The 16,840-nt window shown below is 64.9% G+C and carries 15 protein-coding genes; 7 read left to right on the plus strand and 8 right to left on the minus strand.

Going from position 1 to position 16,840, the window contains the following annotated elements:
- Nucleotides 1-25: 25 nt before the first annotated feature.
- The 6 genes from pilB to AC1DKD_RS00450 all read left to right on the plus strand — a co-directional run bounded on the left by pilB (nucleotide 26) and on the right by AC1DKD_RS00450 (nucleotide 5,918).
- Complete coding sequence (gene pilB, locus AC1DKD_RS00425; protein WP_477142811.1) at nucleotides 26-1,780, plus strand: type IV-A pilus assembly ATPase PilB; 1,755 nt, start codon at nucleotides 26-28, stop codon at nucleotides 1,778-1,780.
- A gap of 53 nt (nucleotides 1,781-1,833) precedes the next feature.
- Complete coding sequence (locus AC1DKD_RS00430) at nucleotides 1,834-3,099, plus strand: type II secretion system F family protein (protein WP_441625616.1); 1,266 nt, start codon at nucleotides 1,834-1,836, stop codon at nucleotides 3,097-3,099.
- A gap of 3 nt (nucleotides 3,100-3,102) precedes the next feature.
- Nucleotides 3,103-4,020 carry a prepilin peptidase gene (locus AC1DKD_RS00435; protein ID WP_441625618.1) on the plus strand — a complete coding sequence of 306 codons (918 nt, stop codon included), beginning with the start codon at nucleotides 3,103-3,105 and terminating at the stop codon, nucleotides 4,018-4,020.
- Between the two features lie 65 nt (nucleotides 4,021-4,085).
- The gene (gene coaE, locus AC1DKD_RS00440; RefSeq protein ID WP_441625620.1) at nucleotides 4,086-4,697 is read left to right on the plus strand and encodes a dephospho-CoA kinase; all 612 of its coding nucleotides are present in this window, start codon (nucleotides 4,086-4,088) and stop codon (nucleotides 4,695-4,697) included.
- Nucleotides 4,698-4,955: 258 nt separating this feature from the next.
- Nucleotides 4,956-5,714: a cell division protein ZapD gene (zapD, locus tag AC1DKD_RS00445; RefSeq protein WP_035875582.1), complete on the plus strand. Its 759-nt coding sequence runs from the start codon at nucleotides 4,956-4,958 to the stop codon at nucleotides 5,712-5,714.
- Nucleotides 5,715-5,732: 18 nt separating this feature from the next.
- Nucleotides 5,733-5,918, plus strand: coding sequence for a DNA gyrase inhibitor YacG (locus AC1DKD_RS00450; protein WP_035875584.1), 186 nt, complete (start codon nucleotides 5,733-5,735; stop codon nucleotides 5,916-5,918).
- Nucleotides 5,919-5,948: 30 nt separating this feature from the next.
- Here AC1DKD_RS00450 and AC1DKD_RS00455 read toward each other — a convergent pair whose 3' ends face one another.
- From AC1DKD_RS00455 to AC1DKD_RS00475, 5 genes are all read right to left on the minus strand, one after another.
- On the minus strand, nucleotides 5,949-6,389 hold the full coding sequence (locus AC1DKD_RS00455) for an NUDIX domain-containing protein (RefSeq protein WP_441625622.1): 441 nt from the start codon (nucleotides 6,387-6,389) through the stop codon (nucleotides 5,949-5,951).
- Nucleotides 6,386-7,288, minus strand: coding sequence for an ATP-binding protein (locus AC1DKD_RS00460; RefSeq protein WP_477142812.1), 903 nt, complete (start codon nucleotides 7,286-7,288; stop codon nucleotides 6,386-6,388). Before AC1DKD_RS00460 ends, AC1DKD_RS00455 begins: the two co-directional genes overlap by 4 nt.
- A 96-nt stretch (nucleotides 7,289-7,384) precedes the next feature.
- On the minus strand, nucleotides 7,385-8,614 hold the full coding sequence (gene argJ / locus AC1DKD_RS00465; RefSeq protein ID WP_477142813.1) for a bifunctional glutamate N-acetyltransferase/amino-acid acetyltransferase ArgJ: 1,230 nt from the start codon (nucleotides 8,612-8,614) through the stop codon (nucleotides 7,385-7,387).
- A gap of 140 nt (nucleotides 8,615-8,754) precedes the next feature.
- Nucleotides 8,755-11,538, minus strand: coding sequence for a preprotein translocase subunit SecA (gene secA, locus AC1DKD_RS00470; RefSeq protein ID WP_477142814.1), 2,784 nt, complete (start codon nucleotides 11,536-11,538; stop codon nucleotides 8,755-8,757).
- A gap of 237 nt (nucleotides 11,539-11,775) precedes the next feature.
- A complete protein-coding gene (locus tag AC1DKD_RS00475; protein WP_441625629.1) occupies nucleotides 11,776-12,711 on the minus strand; it encodes a M23 family metallopeptidase in 936 nt (311 codons plus the stop codon).
- A gap of 94 nt (nucleotides 12,712-12,805) precedes the next feature.
- Between AC1DKD_RS00475 and AC1DKD_RS00480 the strand changes: the two genes are divergently transcribed.
- A complete protein-coding gene (locus AC1DKD_RS00480; protein WP_035875596.1) occupies nucleotides 12,806-13,345 on the plus strand; it encodes a hypothetical protein in 540 nt (179 codons plus the stop codon).
- A 78-nt stretch (nucleotides 13,346-13,423) separates the two neighbouring features.
- Here AC1DKD_RS00480 and lpxC read toward each other — a convergent pair whose 3' ends face one another.
- The 3 genes from lpxC to ftsZ all read right to left on the minus strand — a co-directional run bounded on the left by lpxC (nucleotide 13,424) and on the right by ftsZ (nucleotide 16,739).
- A complete protein-coding gene (gene lpxC, locus AC1DKD_RS00485) occupies nucleotides 13,424-14,341 on the minus strand; it encodes a UDP-3-O-acyl-N-acetylglucosamine deacetylase (RefSeq protein ID WP_477142815.1) in 918 nt (305 codons plus the stop codon).
- 174 nt (nucleotides 14,342-14,515) lie between these two features.
- On the minus strand, nucleotides 14,516-15,022 hold the full coding sequence (locus AC1DKD_RS00490; RefSeq protein WP_045237181.1) for a peroxiredoxin: 507 nt from the start codon (nucleotides 15,020-15,022) through the stop codon (nucleotides 14,516-14,518).
- Between the two features lie 517 nt (nucleotides 15,023-15,539).
- Nucleotides 15,540-16,739 (minus strand): cell division protein FtsZ, encoded by a 1,200-nt coding sequence (gene ftsZ, locus AC1DKD_RS00495; protein WP_035875600.1) that lies wholly within the window; start codon nucleotides 16,737-16,739, stop codon nucleotides 15,540-15,542.
- Nucleotides 16,740-16,840 lie beyond the last annotated feature (101 nt).

The raw sequence follows: 16,840 nt of genomic DNA on the forward strand, positions 1-16,840 counted from the left end.
CTTGCCGGCCAACTAGCGTTTTGCCATGACACTTGGTCTAGCTCTTGCACAGAGCCGGCGTATCGCGCCGGCCCTGCTCGCCCAGCTTGAACAGTCGGCACGAGAAAAAAAGTCGCAGCTGATCGACGAGATCATCGCCAGCGGCACCATGACTGCGCATGATGTGGCGATCTTCGCGGCTGATAAATATCAGCTGCCCCTGGTCGATTTGAGTCAGTACAACCTGAACAAGGTGCCGCCGGCATTGGCGGGCAACCGTGAATTCCACGCACACCGGCTGCTGCCGCTGGGCCGGCGCGAAAACCGGCTGGTGCTGGCGCTGTCGGACCCCGGCAACCAGGCCGGGCTGGACGCCATCAAGCAGAAATACAACCTGCCGGTGGACGCCGTCGTGGTCGAGCACGACAAGCTGATGACCTACGTGCGCTCCGCCACTGACGACAGCGGCGGCACGCTCAAGTCGATCGCCCCGGCGCAGGCCGAGCGCAAGATGATCGAGTACGACCCGGTCGCCTCCGCCAGCGCGCTGCGCAACAAGACCGCGGCCGATATCGACGATGCGCCGGTGGTGCGTTTCCTGCACAAGCTGCTGACCGAAGCCTTCCACCGCGGCGCCTCCGACCTGCATTTCGAGCCTTTCGAAACCTTCTACCGCATCCGCTTCCGCGTGGACGGCGTGCTGCAGGAGGTCGCGCGTCCGCCGGTGGATATCCGCGACAAGATATCCACCCGCATCAAGGTGCTGTCGCGCCTGGACATCTCCGAGAAGCGCGTGCCGCAGGACGGCCGCATGAAACTGCTGATCGCGCTGCCCAAGGAGAAAGGCGGCGAGAAGGACGCCAAGGACAGCAAGGAGCCCAAGGAAACCATTGAGAAGGCGATCGACTTCCGCGTCTCTACGCTGCCGACCTTGTTCGGCGAGAAGATCGTGATCCGGATCCTGGAGTCGTCCTCCGACAAGCTGGACATCGACCAGCTCGGCTACGAGCCGGCGCAGAAGGCCATGCTGCTGGACGTCATCAAGCGCCCCTACGGCATGGTGCTGGTGACCGGCMCCACCGGCAGTGGCAAGACGGTCTCGCTGTACACCTTCCTGAACCGGCTGAACCAGGGCGACATCAATATCTCAACGGCCGAGGACCCGGCCGAAATCCAGTTGCCCGGCATCAACCAGGTCAACGTCAACGAGAAGGCGGGCCTGACCTTCGCCGCGGCGCTGCGCTCCTTCCTGCGSCAGGATCCGGACRTSATCATGGTCGGCGAAATCCGCGACCTGGARACSGCCGASATCTCGATCAAGGCCGCGCAGACCGGCCACMTGGTGTTCTCCACGCTGCACACCAACGATGCGCCGACCACGCTCACGCGCCTGATGAACATGGGCGTGGCGCCCTTCAATATCGCATCGAGCGTGCTGATGATCACCGCGCAGCGCCTGGCGCGCCGGCTGTGCTCCTGCAAGCGGCCCGGCGAACTGGCGCGCGAGGTGCTGGTCGACGCCGGTTTCCAGGAGGCGGATCTGGACGGCAGCTGGCAGCCGTATCACCCGGTCGGCTGCGAACGCTGCAACGGCAGCGGCTACAAGGGCCGCTGCGGCATCTATCAGGTGATGCCGATCAACGAGGCCATGCAACAGATCATCCTGACGCACGGCACGGCCTTGCAGATTGCCGAGCAGGCGCGCAAAGACGGCGTGCTATCGTTGCGCGAAGCCGGGCTGGCCAAGGTGAAACAGGGCGTCACCTCGCTCGAGGAAGTGCTGGCAACAACAAATACGTAGAAGCGTAAAAGCGTAAGAAACGCAAAACAACAAGATGTCATTGGGGGTCAATCATGGCTACACGCGCACCAGCCGCCGCCGCGCGCAAGGCGGCTGCGCCCAAGGGGAAATCCGGGCGTAAGGCGCCCACGCAGTACATCTTCGAGTGGGAGGGCAAGGACCGCAAAGGCAAGACCTTTTCGGGCGAACTGCGCGCCGAAAGCCAGGCCGAGGTCAATGCCACCCTGCGCAAGCAGGGGCTGACCGTCGTCAAGCTGAAGAAGCGCCGGGCGGCGCGCGGGCGCAGGATCACAGAGAAGGACATCGCGTATTTCACGCGCCAACTCTCCACCATGCTCAAGGCCGGCATCCCGCTGCTGCAGTCGATCGACATCATCGCGCGCGGGCACTCCAACCCCAACTTCACGCAACTGCTGGCCGAGATCCGCTTCGATATCGAATCGGGCAGCAGCATGGCGCAAGCCTTCCGCCGCCATCCGCGTTACTTCGACACGCTCTACTGCAACCTGATCGATGCCGGCGAGCAAGGCGGTATCCTGGATGCCCTGCTGGAGCGCTTGTCGCTCTACATGGAAAAGACCATCGCGCTGAAAAGCCAGATCAAGTCGGCCATGATCTACCCGATCGCCGTGCTGTCGGTGGCCTTTGCCGTGACGGTGATCCTGATGATTTTCGTGATCCCGGCCTTCAAGGGCGTGTTCTCCAGCTTTGGCGCCAACCTGCCGGCGCCCACGCTCGCCGTGATCGCGATGTCGGATTTCTTCGTCGACAACTGGTACCTGGTCATCGGCGCGCCAATACTGTCCATCACACTGTATATACGGAGCCTGAAACGATCGGAAAAAGTCCAGCGCGCCAGCGACCGCATGCTGCTCAAGCTGCCGATCTTCGGCTCGCTGTTCCGCAAGGCGGTAATCGCCCGCTGGACGCGGACGCTGGCGACCATGTTCGCCGCCGGCACGCCGCTGGTGGAGTCGATGGAATCCGTGGCCGGCGCCGCCGGCAACTGGGTCTACTACGACGCCACCAAGGAGATCGAACAATCGGTGCGCATCGGTACCAGCCTGACCAACGCCATGCAGGCCACCCATGTGTTCGACAATATGGTGCTGCAGATGACGCAGATCGGCGAGGAGTCGGGCGCGCTGGACAATATGCTGCTGAAGGTGGCCGAGTTCTACGAGCGCGAGGTCGACGACGCCGTGGCCGCCATCTCCAGCCTGATCGAGCCGCTGATCATCGTGGTGCTGGGCGTGCTGATTGGCGGCATGGTGGTGGCAATGTATCTTCCGATCTTCAAACTGGGACAGGTGGTGTAAGGCATGTGGCTGTTTTCCGCGGACGGCGCCAGCGGCGCGATTTCCTCACTGGCTGCCCCCGCGCAGACCATCGCCGGGCTTGCGGCGCTGCCGCCCTGGTTCCTGGTGGCCGCCGCCGCGCTGGTTGGCTTGCTGGTCGGCAGCTTCCTGAATGTGGTGGTGCACCGCCTGCCGCGCATGATCGACCGCGAGGAAGCCAACTACATCGCCGAGCTACGCGATGACCCGCTTCCCCATCCCGAGGCCTACAACCTGATGGTGCCGCGCTCGGCATGTCCGCACTGCGGACATGCCATCGGCGTGCTGGAGAACATCCCGGTGCTGAGCTATCTGGTGCTGCGCGGACGCTGTTCGGCCTGCCGCGCACCCATCGGCGCACGCTATCCCCTGGTAGAGGCAGCCACCGCGCTGCTGACCGCGCTGGCCGCCGCCCACTTCGGGCCGACCTGGCAGGCGCTGGCGGCCATCGCCATGATCTGGGCCCTGATCGCCCTCACCCTGATCGACGCCGACACGCAACTGCTGCCCGACCAGATCACCCTGCCGCTGCTGTGGCTGGGCCTGCTGCTCAATCTCGGCGGACTCTTCGCCCCGCTGGCCGACGCGGTGACCGGCGCCGCCGCAGGCTATCTGCTGCTATGGACGGTGTACTGGGTGTTCAAGCTGGTGCGCGGCAAGGAGGGCATGGGCTACGGCGACTTCAAGCTGATGGGCGCGATGGGAGCCTGGTTCGGCTGGCAGGCGCTGCCGGCGCTGGTGCTGCTGTCGTCGGTGGTGGCCCTGGTATTCGCGCTTGCCAATATCGCGCTGCGCCGTCAGGATCGCGATACGCACTTCGCCTTCGGCCCCTATATCGCCGGCGCCGGCCTGCTCGTGCTGTTCTTCGGCAGCAATGTGCTGCCGCTGGGCATCGCGGGCTGAATGACGCCGGCCGCATGCCGGCCCATGGAACCACGACAAGCACCACCGCAAGCTTTGAGATCGATATGCTGCAAATCGGACTGACCGGAGGCATCGGCTCCGGCAAGACTCGCGTGGCGGACCTGTTCGCCGCGCGCGGCGCCGCCCTGATCGACACCGACCTGCTCGCGCACGAGATCACCGCGCCGGGCGGCCTGGCCATCCCGGCCCTGCTCGAAGCGTTTGGCCCCACGTGCCTGCGCGACGACGGCGCCATGGACCGCAACGCCATGCGCGAGCTGGTGTTCTCCGACCCGGCGGCCAAGGCCCGGCTCGAAGGCATTACCCATCCCCTGATCCGCCAACTGACCGAAGCGCGCGCCGCCGCGATCCGCGCCTCCGGGCTTCACCCCTACCTGATCTACGTGGTGCCGCTACTGGTCGAATCAGGCTCATGGCGCGCGCGGGTGGACCGGGTGCTGGTGGTTGATTGCAGCGAGACCACCCAGGTCGCCCGCGTCATGGCGCGCAACGGCTTCAGCCAGGGCCAGGTCCAGGCCATCATGGCCAGGCAGGCGCGGCGCGGCGACCGCCTGGCCGCTGCCGACGATGTGATCGACAACGATGGGCCGCCGGAGGCGCTGCCAGCGCAGGTGGACCGTCTCGACCAGCTTTACCGCGGCCTGGCCGCTGGCTAGGCACCATGTTTGTGCGGCGACGAATGCCGCACCCTGAATGCTGCACCCTAAGTCGGCTGTTTCATTTGTTCTGATTTGCGGACTCGCATAGAATGCGCTGGAACCACGCGGGAAATGGCCGCATACTGCCGATATCGCGGGCCCACGCCGAGTCACATCGAGCGGACCCAGGCGCACCGGATGCAATCTCGGCTCCGATACGCCGCCCAGGGTCAGACTGCCCACCCGCCAACCCGCCCTGTTGCACGGACATACCCATTGATTCTGTACGAATATCCTTTTAACGAACGCATCAGGACTCTCCTGCGCCTGGAAGACCTGTTCGATCGGCTGGATTATTTCCTCGCCCAGGATCACGCCCTGCAGCATCATGTGGCGTTGACGACTCTGTTCGAGATCATTGACGTCGCCGGCCGCGCGGACCTGAAGACCGACCTGCTCAAGGAACTGGAGCGCCAGCGCCAGGCGCTGGCCGCGCTGCGCGCCAATCCGCAGATCGACCAGGGCGCGCTGGATGGCGTAATCGGTGAGATCGAGCAGGCCATGGCCCAGCTCAACCAGACCGTCGGCAAGGCCGGCCAGTTGCTCACCGACAACGAGTGGCTGACCAGTATCCGCAGCCGCGCCATCATCCCGGGCGGCACCTGCGAGTTCGACCTGCCGGCCTACTACGCCTGGCAGCATCGCCCCGCCGAAGACCGCCGCTCGGACATCCTCAAGTGGGCACGCCCGCTGGTGCCGCTTCGCATTGGCACCGACACCGTGTTGCGCCTGTTGCGCGAGTCCGGCCAGAGCGGCAAGGTCATCGCCACCGGCGGCAGCTACCAGCAGATGCTGTCCGGGCGCAGCTACCAGTTGATGCAGGTGCTGCTGGATGATTCCCTGCTGGCTTTCATCCCAGAGATGAGCGCCAACAAGTACATGCTGTGGGTTCGTTTCACGCAGCAGGATGGCGACCTTCGTCCGCGCTCGGTCGACGCCGACATCCCTTTCCTGCTCAAGCTCTGCAATTTCTGATTTTTGATTTCTGAAGCAATGACAACCGTAGTCAAATGCCCCACCTGCGGTACGGACGTGGCCTGGGTGCCGGAGAATAAATTCCGTCCCTTCTGCTCCAACCGCTGCAAACAGATCGACCTGGGCGCCTGGGCTTCCGAGAAGTACGTGATCGGCGGCAAACCCGGCGAGAACCCCTCGCAGGACCAGGAAGACGAGGAGTAAGCTCCGCAGGGCCGTTGCGGCCCCGCCAGTTCAGGCGCCGCCGCCCTCGGCAGCCAGCCAGTCCACCACGGGGATGGTGGCGGGCAGCAAGGGCCCCACGTCCACCGGCGCCGATTGCCATGAGAAGGCCTGGCCCTCGCGGCCGACCAGTTCGCCCGTCCACGCCGTGACCTTGCAGAAGTGCAGGCGCACATAGGCATGCGGGTAGTCATGCTCCAGCACGTGCCAGCGCACGCACGCGCCCACCTCGATGCCGAGTTCCTCGTGCAGTTCGCGCGCCAGCGCATCTTCCACCGATTCACCCTGCTCCAGCTTGCCGCCGGGAAACTCCCAGTAGCCTTCGTAGGGCTTGCCAGCCGGCCGCTGGGCCAGCAGGAAACGGCCGTCGGCCTGCACCATCACGCCCACGGCAACCTCGGTCACCTTGCGCGCCGGCGTGGCTTCGCCGGCTGCTCGCGCTGCCTCGCTCATGCCTGGCCGTCCTGCGCGGAAGCGATGAAGGGCTTGCCATGCTTGCCGCCCCAGTCGCGGGCGAACTGCCAGGCCACCCGGCCCGAGCGCGAGCCGCGCTCCAGGGCCCACACCAGCGCGTCGCCGCGCGCCGCGGCGACGTCTTCGGCGCTGCAGCCGAAATGCCCGAGCCAGTGGCCAACGATGGCCAGGTACTCGTCCTGCTTGGGCGGATAGAACGACAGCCACAGCCCGAAGCGCTCGGACAGCGAGATCTTTTCCTCCACCACCTCGCCGGGATGGATCTCGCCATCGTCGGTGTGCCGGTAGGTTTCGTTGTCCTTCATGTATTCGGGCAGCAGGTGGCGGCGATTGGAAGTGGCGTAGATCAGCACATTGTCCGACTGCGCCGCCACCGAGCCATCCAGCGCCGATTTCAGCGACTTGTAGCCCGACTCGCCTTCCTCGAAGGACAGGTCGTCGCAGAAGATGGCGAAGCGCTCCGGACGCCCCGACAGTTGCTCGACGATGTCGCCCAGGTCGCCCAGGTCGTCCTTGTCGACTTCCACCAGCCGCAGGCCATCCTTGACGAAGGCATTGAGGCAGGCCTTGATCAGCGAGGACTTGCCCGTGCCGCGCGCGCCCGTCAGCAGCACATTGTTGGCCGGCAGGCGCTGCACGAACTGACGCGTGTTGGCGACGATGGCGTCTTTCTGGCGCTCGATGTTCTTCAGGTCGTCGAGATGGATCGGCGGCAGCTGGCGGATCGYCTGCAGGTAGCCGATGTTGCCGAACAGGCTCTGCCGCTTGCGCCAGCGGAAGGCGACCGCTTCCTTCCAGTCAGACTCGGTCAGCTGGGGCGGCAGCCATTGTTCAAGGCGGGCGAGGAAACTGTCGAGGCGGGCGGCAAGGTCGGACATGGCGGCTTGAAGGAAAGGCTGGCGGATCGTTGGCGGGAGTGCTGGCGGCTAGCGCGCCGCCCCGCGCTGGCGGGAGCGGCACGCACGCGATGGTGCTTACGAACGGTAGTCCGCGTTGATCGAAACGTAATCGTGCGACAGGTCGCAGGTCCAGACCGTGGCGGTGGCATCGCCGCGCCCGAGCGCGATGCGCACGGTGATCTCGRCCTGCTTCATCACGCGCTGGCCGTCTTCCTCGCGATAATCGGGATTACGGCCGCCGTCGCGCGCGACCAGGACATCGTCCAGCCACAAATTGACATGCTCGACCTCGAGATCGTCGACGCCGGCGTAGCCCACGGCCGCCAGGATGCGGCCCAGGTTGGGGTCCGAGGCGTAGAAGGCGGTCTTGACCAGCGGCGAATGCGCCACCGCGTAGGCGATCAGGCGGCATTCGGCCACGTCCTTGCCGCCCTCGACCTGGATGGTCATCAGCTTGGTGGCGCCTTCGCCATCGCGCACGATCATCTGCGCCAGTTCCTGCGACAGGTCGGTCAGCGCGGCGCGCAGCGCCTCGAAATCCGCCCCTTCGGCACGCTCGATGGCCGGCGCGCCTGCCTTGCCGCTGGCGATCAGCACGAAGGAGTCATTGGTCGAGGTGTCGCCGTCGATGGTGATGCTGTTGAAGGAGCGGTCCGCCGCGTACGACACCAGTGCCTGTACGACGTCCTGCGACACCGTAGCGTCGGTAGCGATAAAGCCCAGCATGGTCGCCATATTGGGACGGATCATGCCCGCGCCCTTGCTGATGCCGGACAGCGTCACGGTCTTGCCGCCGATCTGCACGGTGCGCGAGGCGGCCTTGGGCTGCGTGTCGGTGGTCATGATCGATTCCGCCGCGGCCAGCCAGTTGTCGGCCTTGGCGTTGGCAATCGCGGCAGGCAGCGCGGCGACGATGCGGTCCACCGGCAGCGGCTCGAGGATCACGCCGGTCGAGAACGGCAGCACCTGCTCGGCAGCAATGCCGAGTTGCGCGGCCAGCGCGTCGCACGTGGCGCGGGCGTTGGCCAGGCCCGGTTCGCCGGTGCCTGCGTTGGCGTTACCGGTGTTGACCACGATCGCACGGATGCCCTTGGCCGCGGCCAGGTGCTCGCGGCAGACCTGCACCGGCGCGGCGCAGAAGCGGTTGCGGGTGAACACGCCGGCCACGGTGCTGCCTTCGGCAACGCGCACCACCAGCACGTCCTTGCGGTTGGCCTTGCGGACACCCGCTTCAGCCCAGCCGAGCTCGACGCCGGCGACAGGTTTCAGGTTCTCTGCCAGCGGCAGGGGCAGGTTGACGGCCATGTGCGTTCCTCTATGCGTTCGACGTTGCTGGTTATGCAGTTTCTGCTGCTGCCAGGCGGCGGCGGACAGTACATGGTGCGCCTCCCCTGACGAACATGCCCGCTTGCGCGGGCATGTTTGCTGACTTCACTGTGCGCGGCTTAGCTGAGCTTGCCGTGGCACAGCTTGAACTTCTTGCCGGAGCCGCACGGGCAGGGATCGTTGCGCCCCACCTTGGCCATGCCGGCAGCCTCAGCCGCGGCGGCGTAGGCGATGCCGGCACGCTCGGGCGCGCTGCTGCCGGCGCCCTCGGCCACCTGGGTAGCCTCGTCGAACTCGTCATGCTTGTACTGCACGTTGGCGAGATGCGACAGGCCTTCCTCGATCTGCTCCGAGGCCTGCTCGAGCTCTTCCGGAGACTGGATCTGCACGTTGAAGATCACGCGCGTGACTTCGACCTTGATCACGTCGAGCAGGCGGGCGAACAGTTCGAACGATTCGCGCTTGTATTCCTGCTTGGGATCCTTCTGCGCATAGCCGCGCAGGTGGATGCCCTGGCGCAGGTGGTCCAGCGCCGCCAGGTGTTCGCGCCAGTGGGTGTCGATGCTTTGCAGCATCACCGAGCGCTCGAACCCGGCAAAGGATTCGCGGCCGACCTGGCTGACCTTGGCTTCGTAACGCTCGTCGGCGGCACGCATGATCAGGTTCAGCAGTTCTTCGTCCTCGATGCTCTGCGCGGCCTCGATGGTCTTGGCCAGCGGCACTTCCAGCGACCATTCGTCGCGCAGCTTGGCTTCCAGGCCGGCGATGTCCCACTGCTCTTCCATGGTGTCGGCCGGCACGTGGTCGCGGAACATCTCGACCAGCACGCTCTCGCGCAGGTTCTTCACCATCTCGCCGACATCTTGCGACTCGAGCACTTCATTGCGCAGCTTGTAGATTTCCTTGCGCTGGTCGTTGGCAACGTCGTCGTACTGCAGCAATTGCTTGCGGATATCGAAGTTGCGGCCTTCGACCTTGCGCTGGGCGGACTCGATCGAGCGCGTGACGATGCCCGCCTCGATCGGCTCTCCTTCCGGCATCTTCAGGCGTTCCATGATGGCGCGCACGCGGTCGCCGGCGAAGATGCGCAGCAGCTGGTCGTCCAGCGACAGGTAGAAGCGGGACGAGCCCGGGTCACCCTGGCGGCCGGCACGGCCACGCAGCTGGTTGTCGATACGGCGCGACTCGTGGCGCTCGGTGCCCACGATATGCAGGCCGCCGGCGGCCTTGACCTGCTCGTGCAGCGACTGCCATTCGCCCTTCAGCTGGGCGATGCGCGCGGCCTTGTCGGCGTCGGATAGGCTTTCGTCGGCCTCGATAAAGCCGGCCTGCTTCTCCACATTGCCGCCCAGCACGATGTCGGTACCACGGCCCGCCATATTGGTGGCGATGGTGACCATCTTGGGCCGGCCCGCCTGCGCCACGATCTCGGCTTCACGCGCGTGCTGCTTGGCGTTGAGCACCTGGTGCGGCAGTTTTGCCTTGTTCAGCAGGTCCGAGAGGTATTCCGAAGTCTCGATCGAGGTGGTGCCCACCAGCACGGGCTGGCCGCGGTCGTAGCAATCGCGGATATCGCGCACCACGGCATCGTAGCGCTCGGTCGAGGTCTTGTAGATCTGGTCCTGGAAGTCCTTGCGCTGGGCCGTGCGGTTGGTGGGGATCACCACCACTTCCAGGCCATAGATTTCCTGGAATTCGTAGGCTTCCGTATCGGCCGTGCCGGTCATGCCGGACAGCTTCTCGTACATGCGGAAGTAGTTCTGGAAGGTGATCGTGGCCAGCGTCTGGTTTTCCTGCTGGATGGTCACGCCTTCCTTGGCTTCCACCGCCTGGTGCAGGCCGTCGGACCAGCGCCGTCCCGTCATCAGGCGGCCGGTGAACTCGTCGACGATCACGACTTCGTCGTTCTGCACCACATAATGCTGGTCGCGATGGAACAGGCTGTGCGCGCGCAGGGCCGCGTACAGGTGATGCATCAGCGTGATGTTCTGCGGCGCGTAGAGCGATTCGCCCTCGCCGATCAGGCCCTGCTGCGCCAGGATCACCTCCGCCTTCTCATGGCCGGCCTCGGTCAGGTAGACCTGGTGGCCCTTCTCGTCGACGAAGTAGTCGCCCGGCTTCTCGACGCCGGTGCCATCGGCCTTTTCCTCGCCAATCTGGCGCTCGAGCAGCTTGGGAACGCCGTTCATGCGCTGGTACAGGTCGGTATGGTTCTCCGCCTGGCCCGAGATGATCAGCGGCGTGCGCGCCTCRTCGATCAGGATCGAGTCCACYTCGTCGACGATSGCGTAGTKCAGCGGSCGYTGCACGCGCTGSSMMGGGTCGTAGACCATGTTGTCGCGCAGGTARTCGAAGCCGAACTCGTTGTTSGTGCCGTAGGTGATGTCGGCCGCATAGGCCGCCGCCTTCTGGTCATGCGGCATCTGCGACAGGTTCACGCCGACCGACAGGCCGAGGAAGTTGTACAGGCGCCCCATCCATTCGGCGTCGCGCTGGGCCAGGTAGTCGTTGACCGTGACAACGTGCACGCCCTTGCCGGTRATGGCRTTGAGGTACACSGCCAGCGTSGCGGTSAGSGTCTTGCCCTCGCCGGTGCGCATTTCGGCGATCTTGTTATCGTTCAGCACCATGCCGCCGATCATCTGGACGTCGAAGTGGCGCATCTTCATGATCCGCTTGCTGGCCTCGCGGCACACCGCGAAGGCCTCGGGCAGCAAGGCCTCGAGCGACTCCCCGGCGGCATGGCGCTGCCGGAAGACCTCGGTCATGCCACGCAGGTCGTCATCCGAAAGTGCCTCGAACTTCGGCTCCAGCGCATTGATCTGCGCGACGGTCCTGCCATATTGTTTGATCAGCCGTTCATTACGGCTGCCGAAGACTTTCTTGAGAAGGCCCGTGATCATCGATTGCTTTCACCTACGCGAGTGGTACGCCGCCGTGGTACGCACTAGGCGGCCTGGCCGCCGGCTTGGCCGGCTGCCCAGGGCGGACCGCGCGAGGAAATAGGAAGATTGGCGCAAAACGCCGAGTTTATCACGCGCGCGGGTCACGACCGGAACCAAGCGGCGGGCGAAACGCTACCTGTCCGGATGGGGCCCGCGCATCCAATCCCCCCGACATCGGGGCGGGTCGCGGATTCTTCAACGGATTGCCGTACGATCGGTTGGAATTATTGCCTGGGCAACCTGCGCAGGTGATGATTTCGCCACGGCGAGGAAGCGATTCGGATTCTGCGGCACACCGTCCACATGCACCTCGAAATGCAGGTGGGCGCCTGTGGAGCGCCCGGTGGAGCCCACCAGCGCGATCTGCTGGCCCGGCTTGACGAGGTCGCCGGGCTTCACCAGCAGCCTGGAAGCATGCGCATAACGGGTCTTGAGGCCATTGCCGTGATCGAGATCGATCAGGTTGCCGTATTCGGCGTGCCACTCCGCCGCCGCCACCACGCCCCCGGCGGCCGCGACGATCGGCGTGCCCGCGGGCGCGGAAAAATCGACGCCGTCATGCGGGGAGCGGCGCCCGGTAAATGGGTCGAAGCGCCAGCCGAAGCCGGATGCATCGTAGCCGGTCGCTACCGGCAGCACGCGTGGAACCCGGCGATCCTCGATCCGGCGATCCAGCAAGGTGCTGGCCACCACATCGAAATAGTCCGCATGCCTGTCAGCCTGCTCGGACAGACTCGCCAGCGCGAGTTGCAGCTCAGGCAGACTCGAGGTGCGCGACTGCGCCGAGGGCGCGAGGCCACCACGGCCAGGCGGCTGCTTGAAGTCGAATTCCTTGGGTGCGATGCCGGCAAGCCCGGAAACCCGCTCGCCAAGCGCATCCAGCCTCACCATACGGGCCTGGATCTCGCCCACGCGGGCGGCCAGCACATTGAGATTGGCGCGCAGGTAGGCATCGTCGCCCGGTGCACGGACTGGCGCGCTAATGCCCGCCCGCGCCACGATCCAGGTCAGCGCCGACGAGACCAGCGCGACAACCAGGCACAGCAGCACGATGCCGGCGAAAATCTTCCCCCGTGACAAGGTGAAATGACGCACGCGCGGCAGGCGCGGATGAAGCACGATGATCTGCATGATGCAATCCTTCCCATGCAAGGCCTGGCGCCGGCTTCGTGGCTGCGGCGCATAAGCCGCCGCGCTGGCGCGAACGGCACGCTAGAATGCGCGCATGCGCATGTTTACCCATCACGCCCTCCAGACGCCCGCCGCCAAGCCGCTTAACGACTGGCTGGACAAAGCCGGCCCGGTCTCGGCCCTGATGCAGACGGCGCGGGAACTGGCGGTACTGGAAGCTGAGGTGCTGTCGCTCCTGCCACGCGGCCTGCAGGACGGCATCGCTGTCGCGGGCGTCAAGCAGGACGCCCGCGGTGTCGGCCAAGGCCAGTCGGAGCGAACTTTGCTGTTGCTGGCCGCCCATGGGGCAGCCGCTGCACGTGTCCGGCAAGTGGTTCCTACACTACTTTCCAGGTTGCAACAGCGGGGATCGCAGATTACCGCAATCCGGGTGAGGGTACAACCCGAGGTGGGCCGGCAGAGTGACTGGGACACCGGGCCGGTAGTGCGGCCCAAGGTGGCCCGGATGTCGGCGACCGGCTTGTCCAGCCTGACGCAACTGGCGCAGGAGTTGCCCGAGTCGCCGTTGCGGGATGCCCTGAATACCCTGTTGTCGCATCATCGGCAAAAGACGACGACCGGCGCTGGTTCCTGAAGCCCGTGCCCTGGACGTAAAAAAGCCGGCTTGCGCCGGCCTTCCGGTGATACCAGAACCCTGCCCCCCCGGCAGGCGTTATGCAAACACCGGCTGCAACTGCGGCAAAAACGCCGGCGGCGCTTCCTCGGCCCGCTCGAACGTCACCATCTCATACGCTTCCTGATCCGCCAGCAATGCCCGCAACAGCTGGTTGTTCAGCCCGTGGCCGGATTTGTTGGCGACATAGRCACCAATCAAGGGATGGCCGACCACATACAGATCGCCGATCGCATCAAGGATCTTGTGGCGCACGAACTCGTCGCCGTAGCGCAGCTCCTCGTTGTTCAGCATCCGATGCTCATCGAGCACGATGGCGTTATCCAGACTGCCGCCACGCGCCAGCCCCATCTCCCGCAACGCCTCGACTTCGTGGGCGAAGCCAAAAGTGCGGGCGCGGGCAATCTCGCGCACGTAACTTGTATCGGCGAAATCGATGGAGAAGGTCTGGCCGGTCTTGTCCACCGCGGGGTGACGGAAGTCGATGGTGAAAGCCAGCTTGAAGCCGAAGTAAGGCTCCAGGCGCGCCAGCTTGTCGCCCTCGCGGACTTCCACGGCCTTCTTCACGCGGATAAAACGCTTGGGCGCGGACTGCTGCTCGATTTCGGCCGACTGCAACAGGAAGACGAAGGATGCAGCGCTGCCGTCCATGATCGGGATTTCCTCGGCATCGACATCCACGTACAGATTGTCGATGCCAAGGCCCGCGCAGGCGGACATCAAATGTTCCACGGTCGACACGCGCGCGCCATCCTTCTGCAGGACCGATGCAAGACGCGTATCGCCAATGGCTGACGCGCTCGCGGGGATCTCGACGGCTTCGGGCAGGTCGACGCGGGTGAATACGATACCGGCATCCACCGGAGCCGGGCGCAGCGTCAGCGTCACTTTACGGCCCGAGTGCAAGCCTATGCCAACGGTCTTGACCAGGGATTTGATGGTGCGCTGTTTGAGCATGACGTTCTCAGCTATTATTAAAATCTATCAAGTACACTTTCTAATATAGCGATTTTACCATTGCTTCGTTTGCTGCGCTGCGCCACTTTGTTTCGGTCTGTTAGTACCGAAGAAATAAGCCGCCACAAGTGCACTTTAAGTAACTTGTTAGTTACTCAATGACACATTCACGTATTACGCGCGCAACGCCGCAAGCACCGCTTCAGCGCTGCTGACCTTGAATTCGCCAGGCGCTTCAAGCCACAGGTGGGTCACCACGCCATCGTCGATGACCATGGCGTAACGCTTGGAGCGTACACCCATGCCGCGTGCGGTAAGGTCCTGGTCCAGGCCCAGGCGGCGCGTCCACTCGGCGCTGCCATCGGCCATCATGCGCACCTTGCCTTCGGTGTTCTGCTCGCGGCCCCAGGCGCCCATGACAAAGGCATCGTTGACCGAGACGCACCAGACTTCGTCCACGCCGGCCGCGCGCAGCGCTTCGGCCTGCGCCAAGTAGCCCGGCACATGCTTGGCGGAGCAGGTGGGGGTAAAGGCGCCGGGCAGGCCGAACACCACGATCTTGCGGCCACGGGCGAGTTCGGCGGCCGAGAAGGAATTGGGCCCGAGAGCGCAGCCGCCGGTCTCGACCTCAAAGAACTCGTTCAGCGTGGCGTCGGGCACACGCGCTCCAATTTCGATCATGCTGTGTCTTCCTGTCTCGGTAAAAACCCTGTTTAGCATCATAGTGCGCCAGCCGCAGGCGCCCAAGTCTGACACTGCCGGGTATGCCGTAGGAATTGTCCGACATAGGCGAGACTTTGGCTGGCGGAGGGAGCCTATGGCGCCGCGCGCAGATCTGCGCGGCACGCCAGACTCGTTTCCTGGGCGGCATTGATGGCGCCAGGCTCAAGGCCCGGAGGGCTTCGAGCCGCACTGCTTTTCAAATGGGTCCGCGTGCCGATCTTGCGATCGACGCGCGGACGACGGCACATCCCGGCCGGGATGGCGGGAGACCAGTCCGGGGAGGCGGCCGGAGGCACGCCTGTCCCGGCGACGGGATGCGGCCTGAGGGCGTCAGCGCGGGTGCGGCATGGCTGGCTGCTGGTCAGTCCACCGCCACCGGGCGCAACACGAGCGGATAGGGAGCGCTAGCGTGTTTCGCCGATCCGGGGCGGGGCCTGGCTGGCAGCCGGCCTTGTCGACACCTTGCCGAGCCAACTCAGTCCGCCTGCTTGCGCAGGAACGCCGGGATGTCGTACGTATCCACACCCTTTTCCTGCAACGCGGCCACGTGGGCGGACGCAGACTCGCGCGAGCTGCGCCATACCGCCGGCGTGTCCAGGTTGCTGTAATCGGGAGCGCTGCTGTGGCCGGCGTTCACGCTGCTGGTCATATTGCCCATCATCTGCACCGGCATATTGTCGGTACCGGTCTTGAGCAGGGTCATCGGCTGTTGCTTCTTGGCCGAACGGCCCAGGCCCGTCGCCACCACCGTCACGCGCAGCGCGTCGCCCATGGAATCGTCGTACACCGTACCGAAGATCACGGTGGCATCTTCCGCGGCATAGCTGCGGATGGTGTTCATGACTTCCTTGGTTTCCGACAGCTTCAGCGAGCGGCTGGCCGTGATGTTGACCAGCACGCCGCGCGCGCCCGACAGGTCCACGCCTTCCAGCAGCGGGCTGGCGACAGCCTGCTCGGCAGCCAGGCGGGCGCGGTCCACGCCCGACACGGTAGCCGTGCCCATCATGGCCTTGCCCTGCTCGCCCATGACCGTCTTCACGTCTTCGAAGTCGACGTTCACCAAGCCATCGACGTTGATGATCTCGGCGATGCCCGCGACTGCGTTATGCAGCACGTCGTCGGCGCACTGGAAGCACTTGTCCATCTCGGCGTCGTCGCCCATGACCTCGAACAGCTTCTCGTTAAGCACAACGATCAGCGAATCGACGCAGGACTCCAGCTCACCGGAACCGGCTTCCGCCACCTTGGCACGGCGCGCGCCTTCGAACTCGAAGGGCTTGCTGACCACGCCCACGGTCAGGATGCCCATTTCCTTGGCAACCTGGGCCACGACCGGTGCAGCGCCGGTACCGGTGCCGCCGCCCATGCCGGCAGTGATGAAGACCATATGGGCACCGCGCAGCGAGTCGGCGATCTGCTCGCGCGCCTGATCCGCGCAGTTGCGGCCGACCTCCGGCTTGGCGCCTGCCCCAAGGCCGGTGTTGCCGAGCTGCAGCACACGCGAAGCGCTGGAGCGCTTGAGCGCCTGCGCATCGGTGTTCATGCAGATAAATTCGACGCCTTGCACGCCACGGCTGATCATGTGCTGCACAGCGTTGCCGCCCGCGCCGCCCACGCCGATCACCTTGATGATGGTGCCGTCCTGCAATTCCGTTTCGATCATGTCAAAGTCCATCACTGCCTCCAAGTAGTATCAGCCGCCAAACGCTGCAGCCTCCCCGCCGCAACCCTTGGTTACTGAACAAGAAACCATCAAAAGAAAACTGCCTGTTCAAC

It is taken from the genome of Cupriavidus sp. 05T313 (assembly GCF_056396665.1).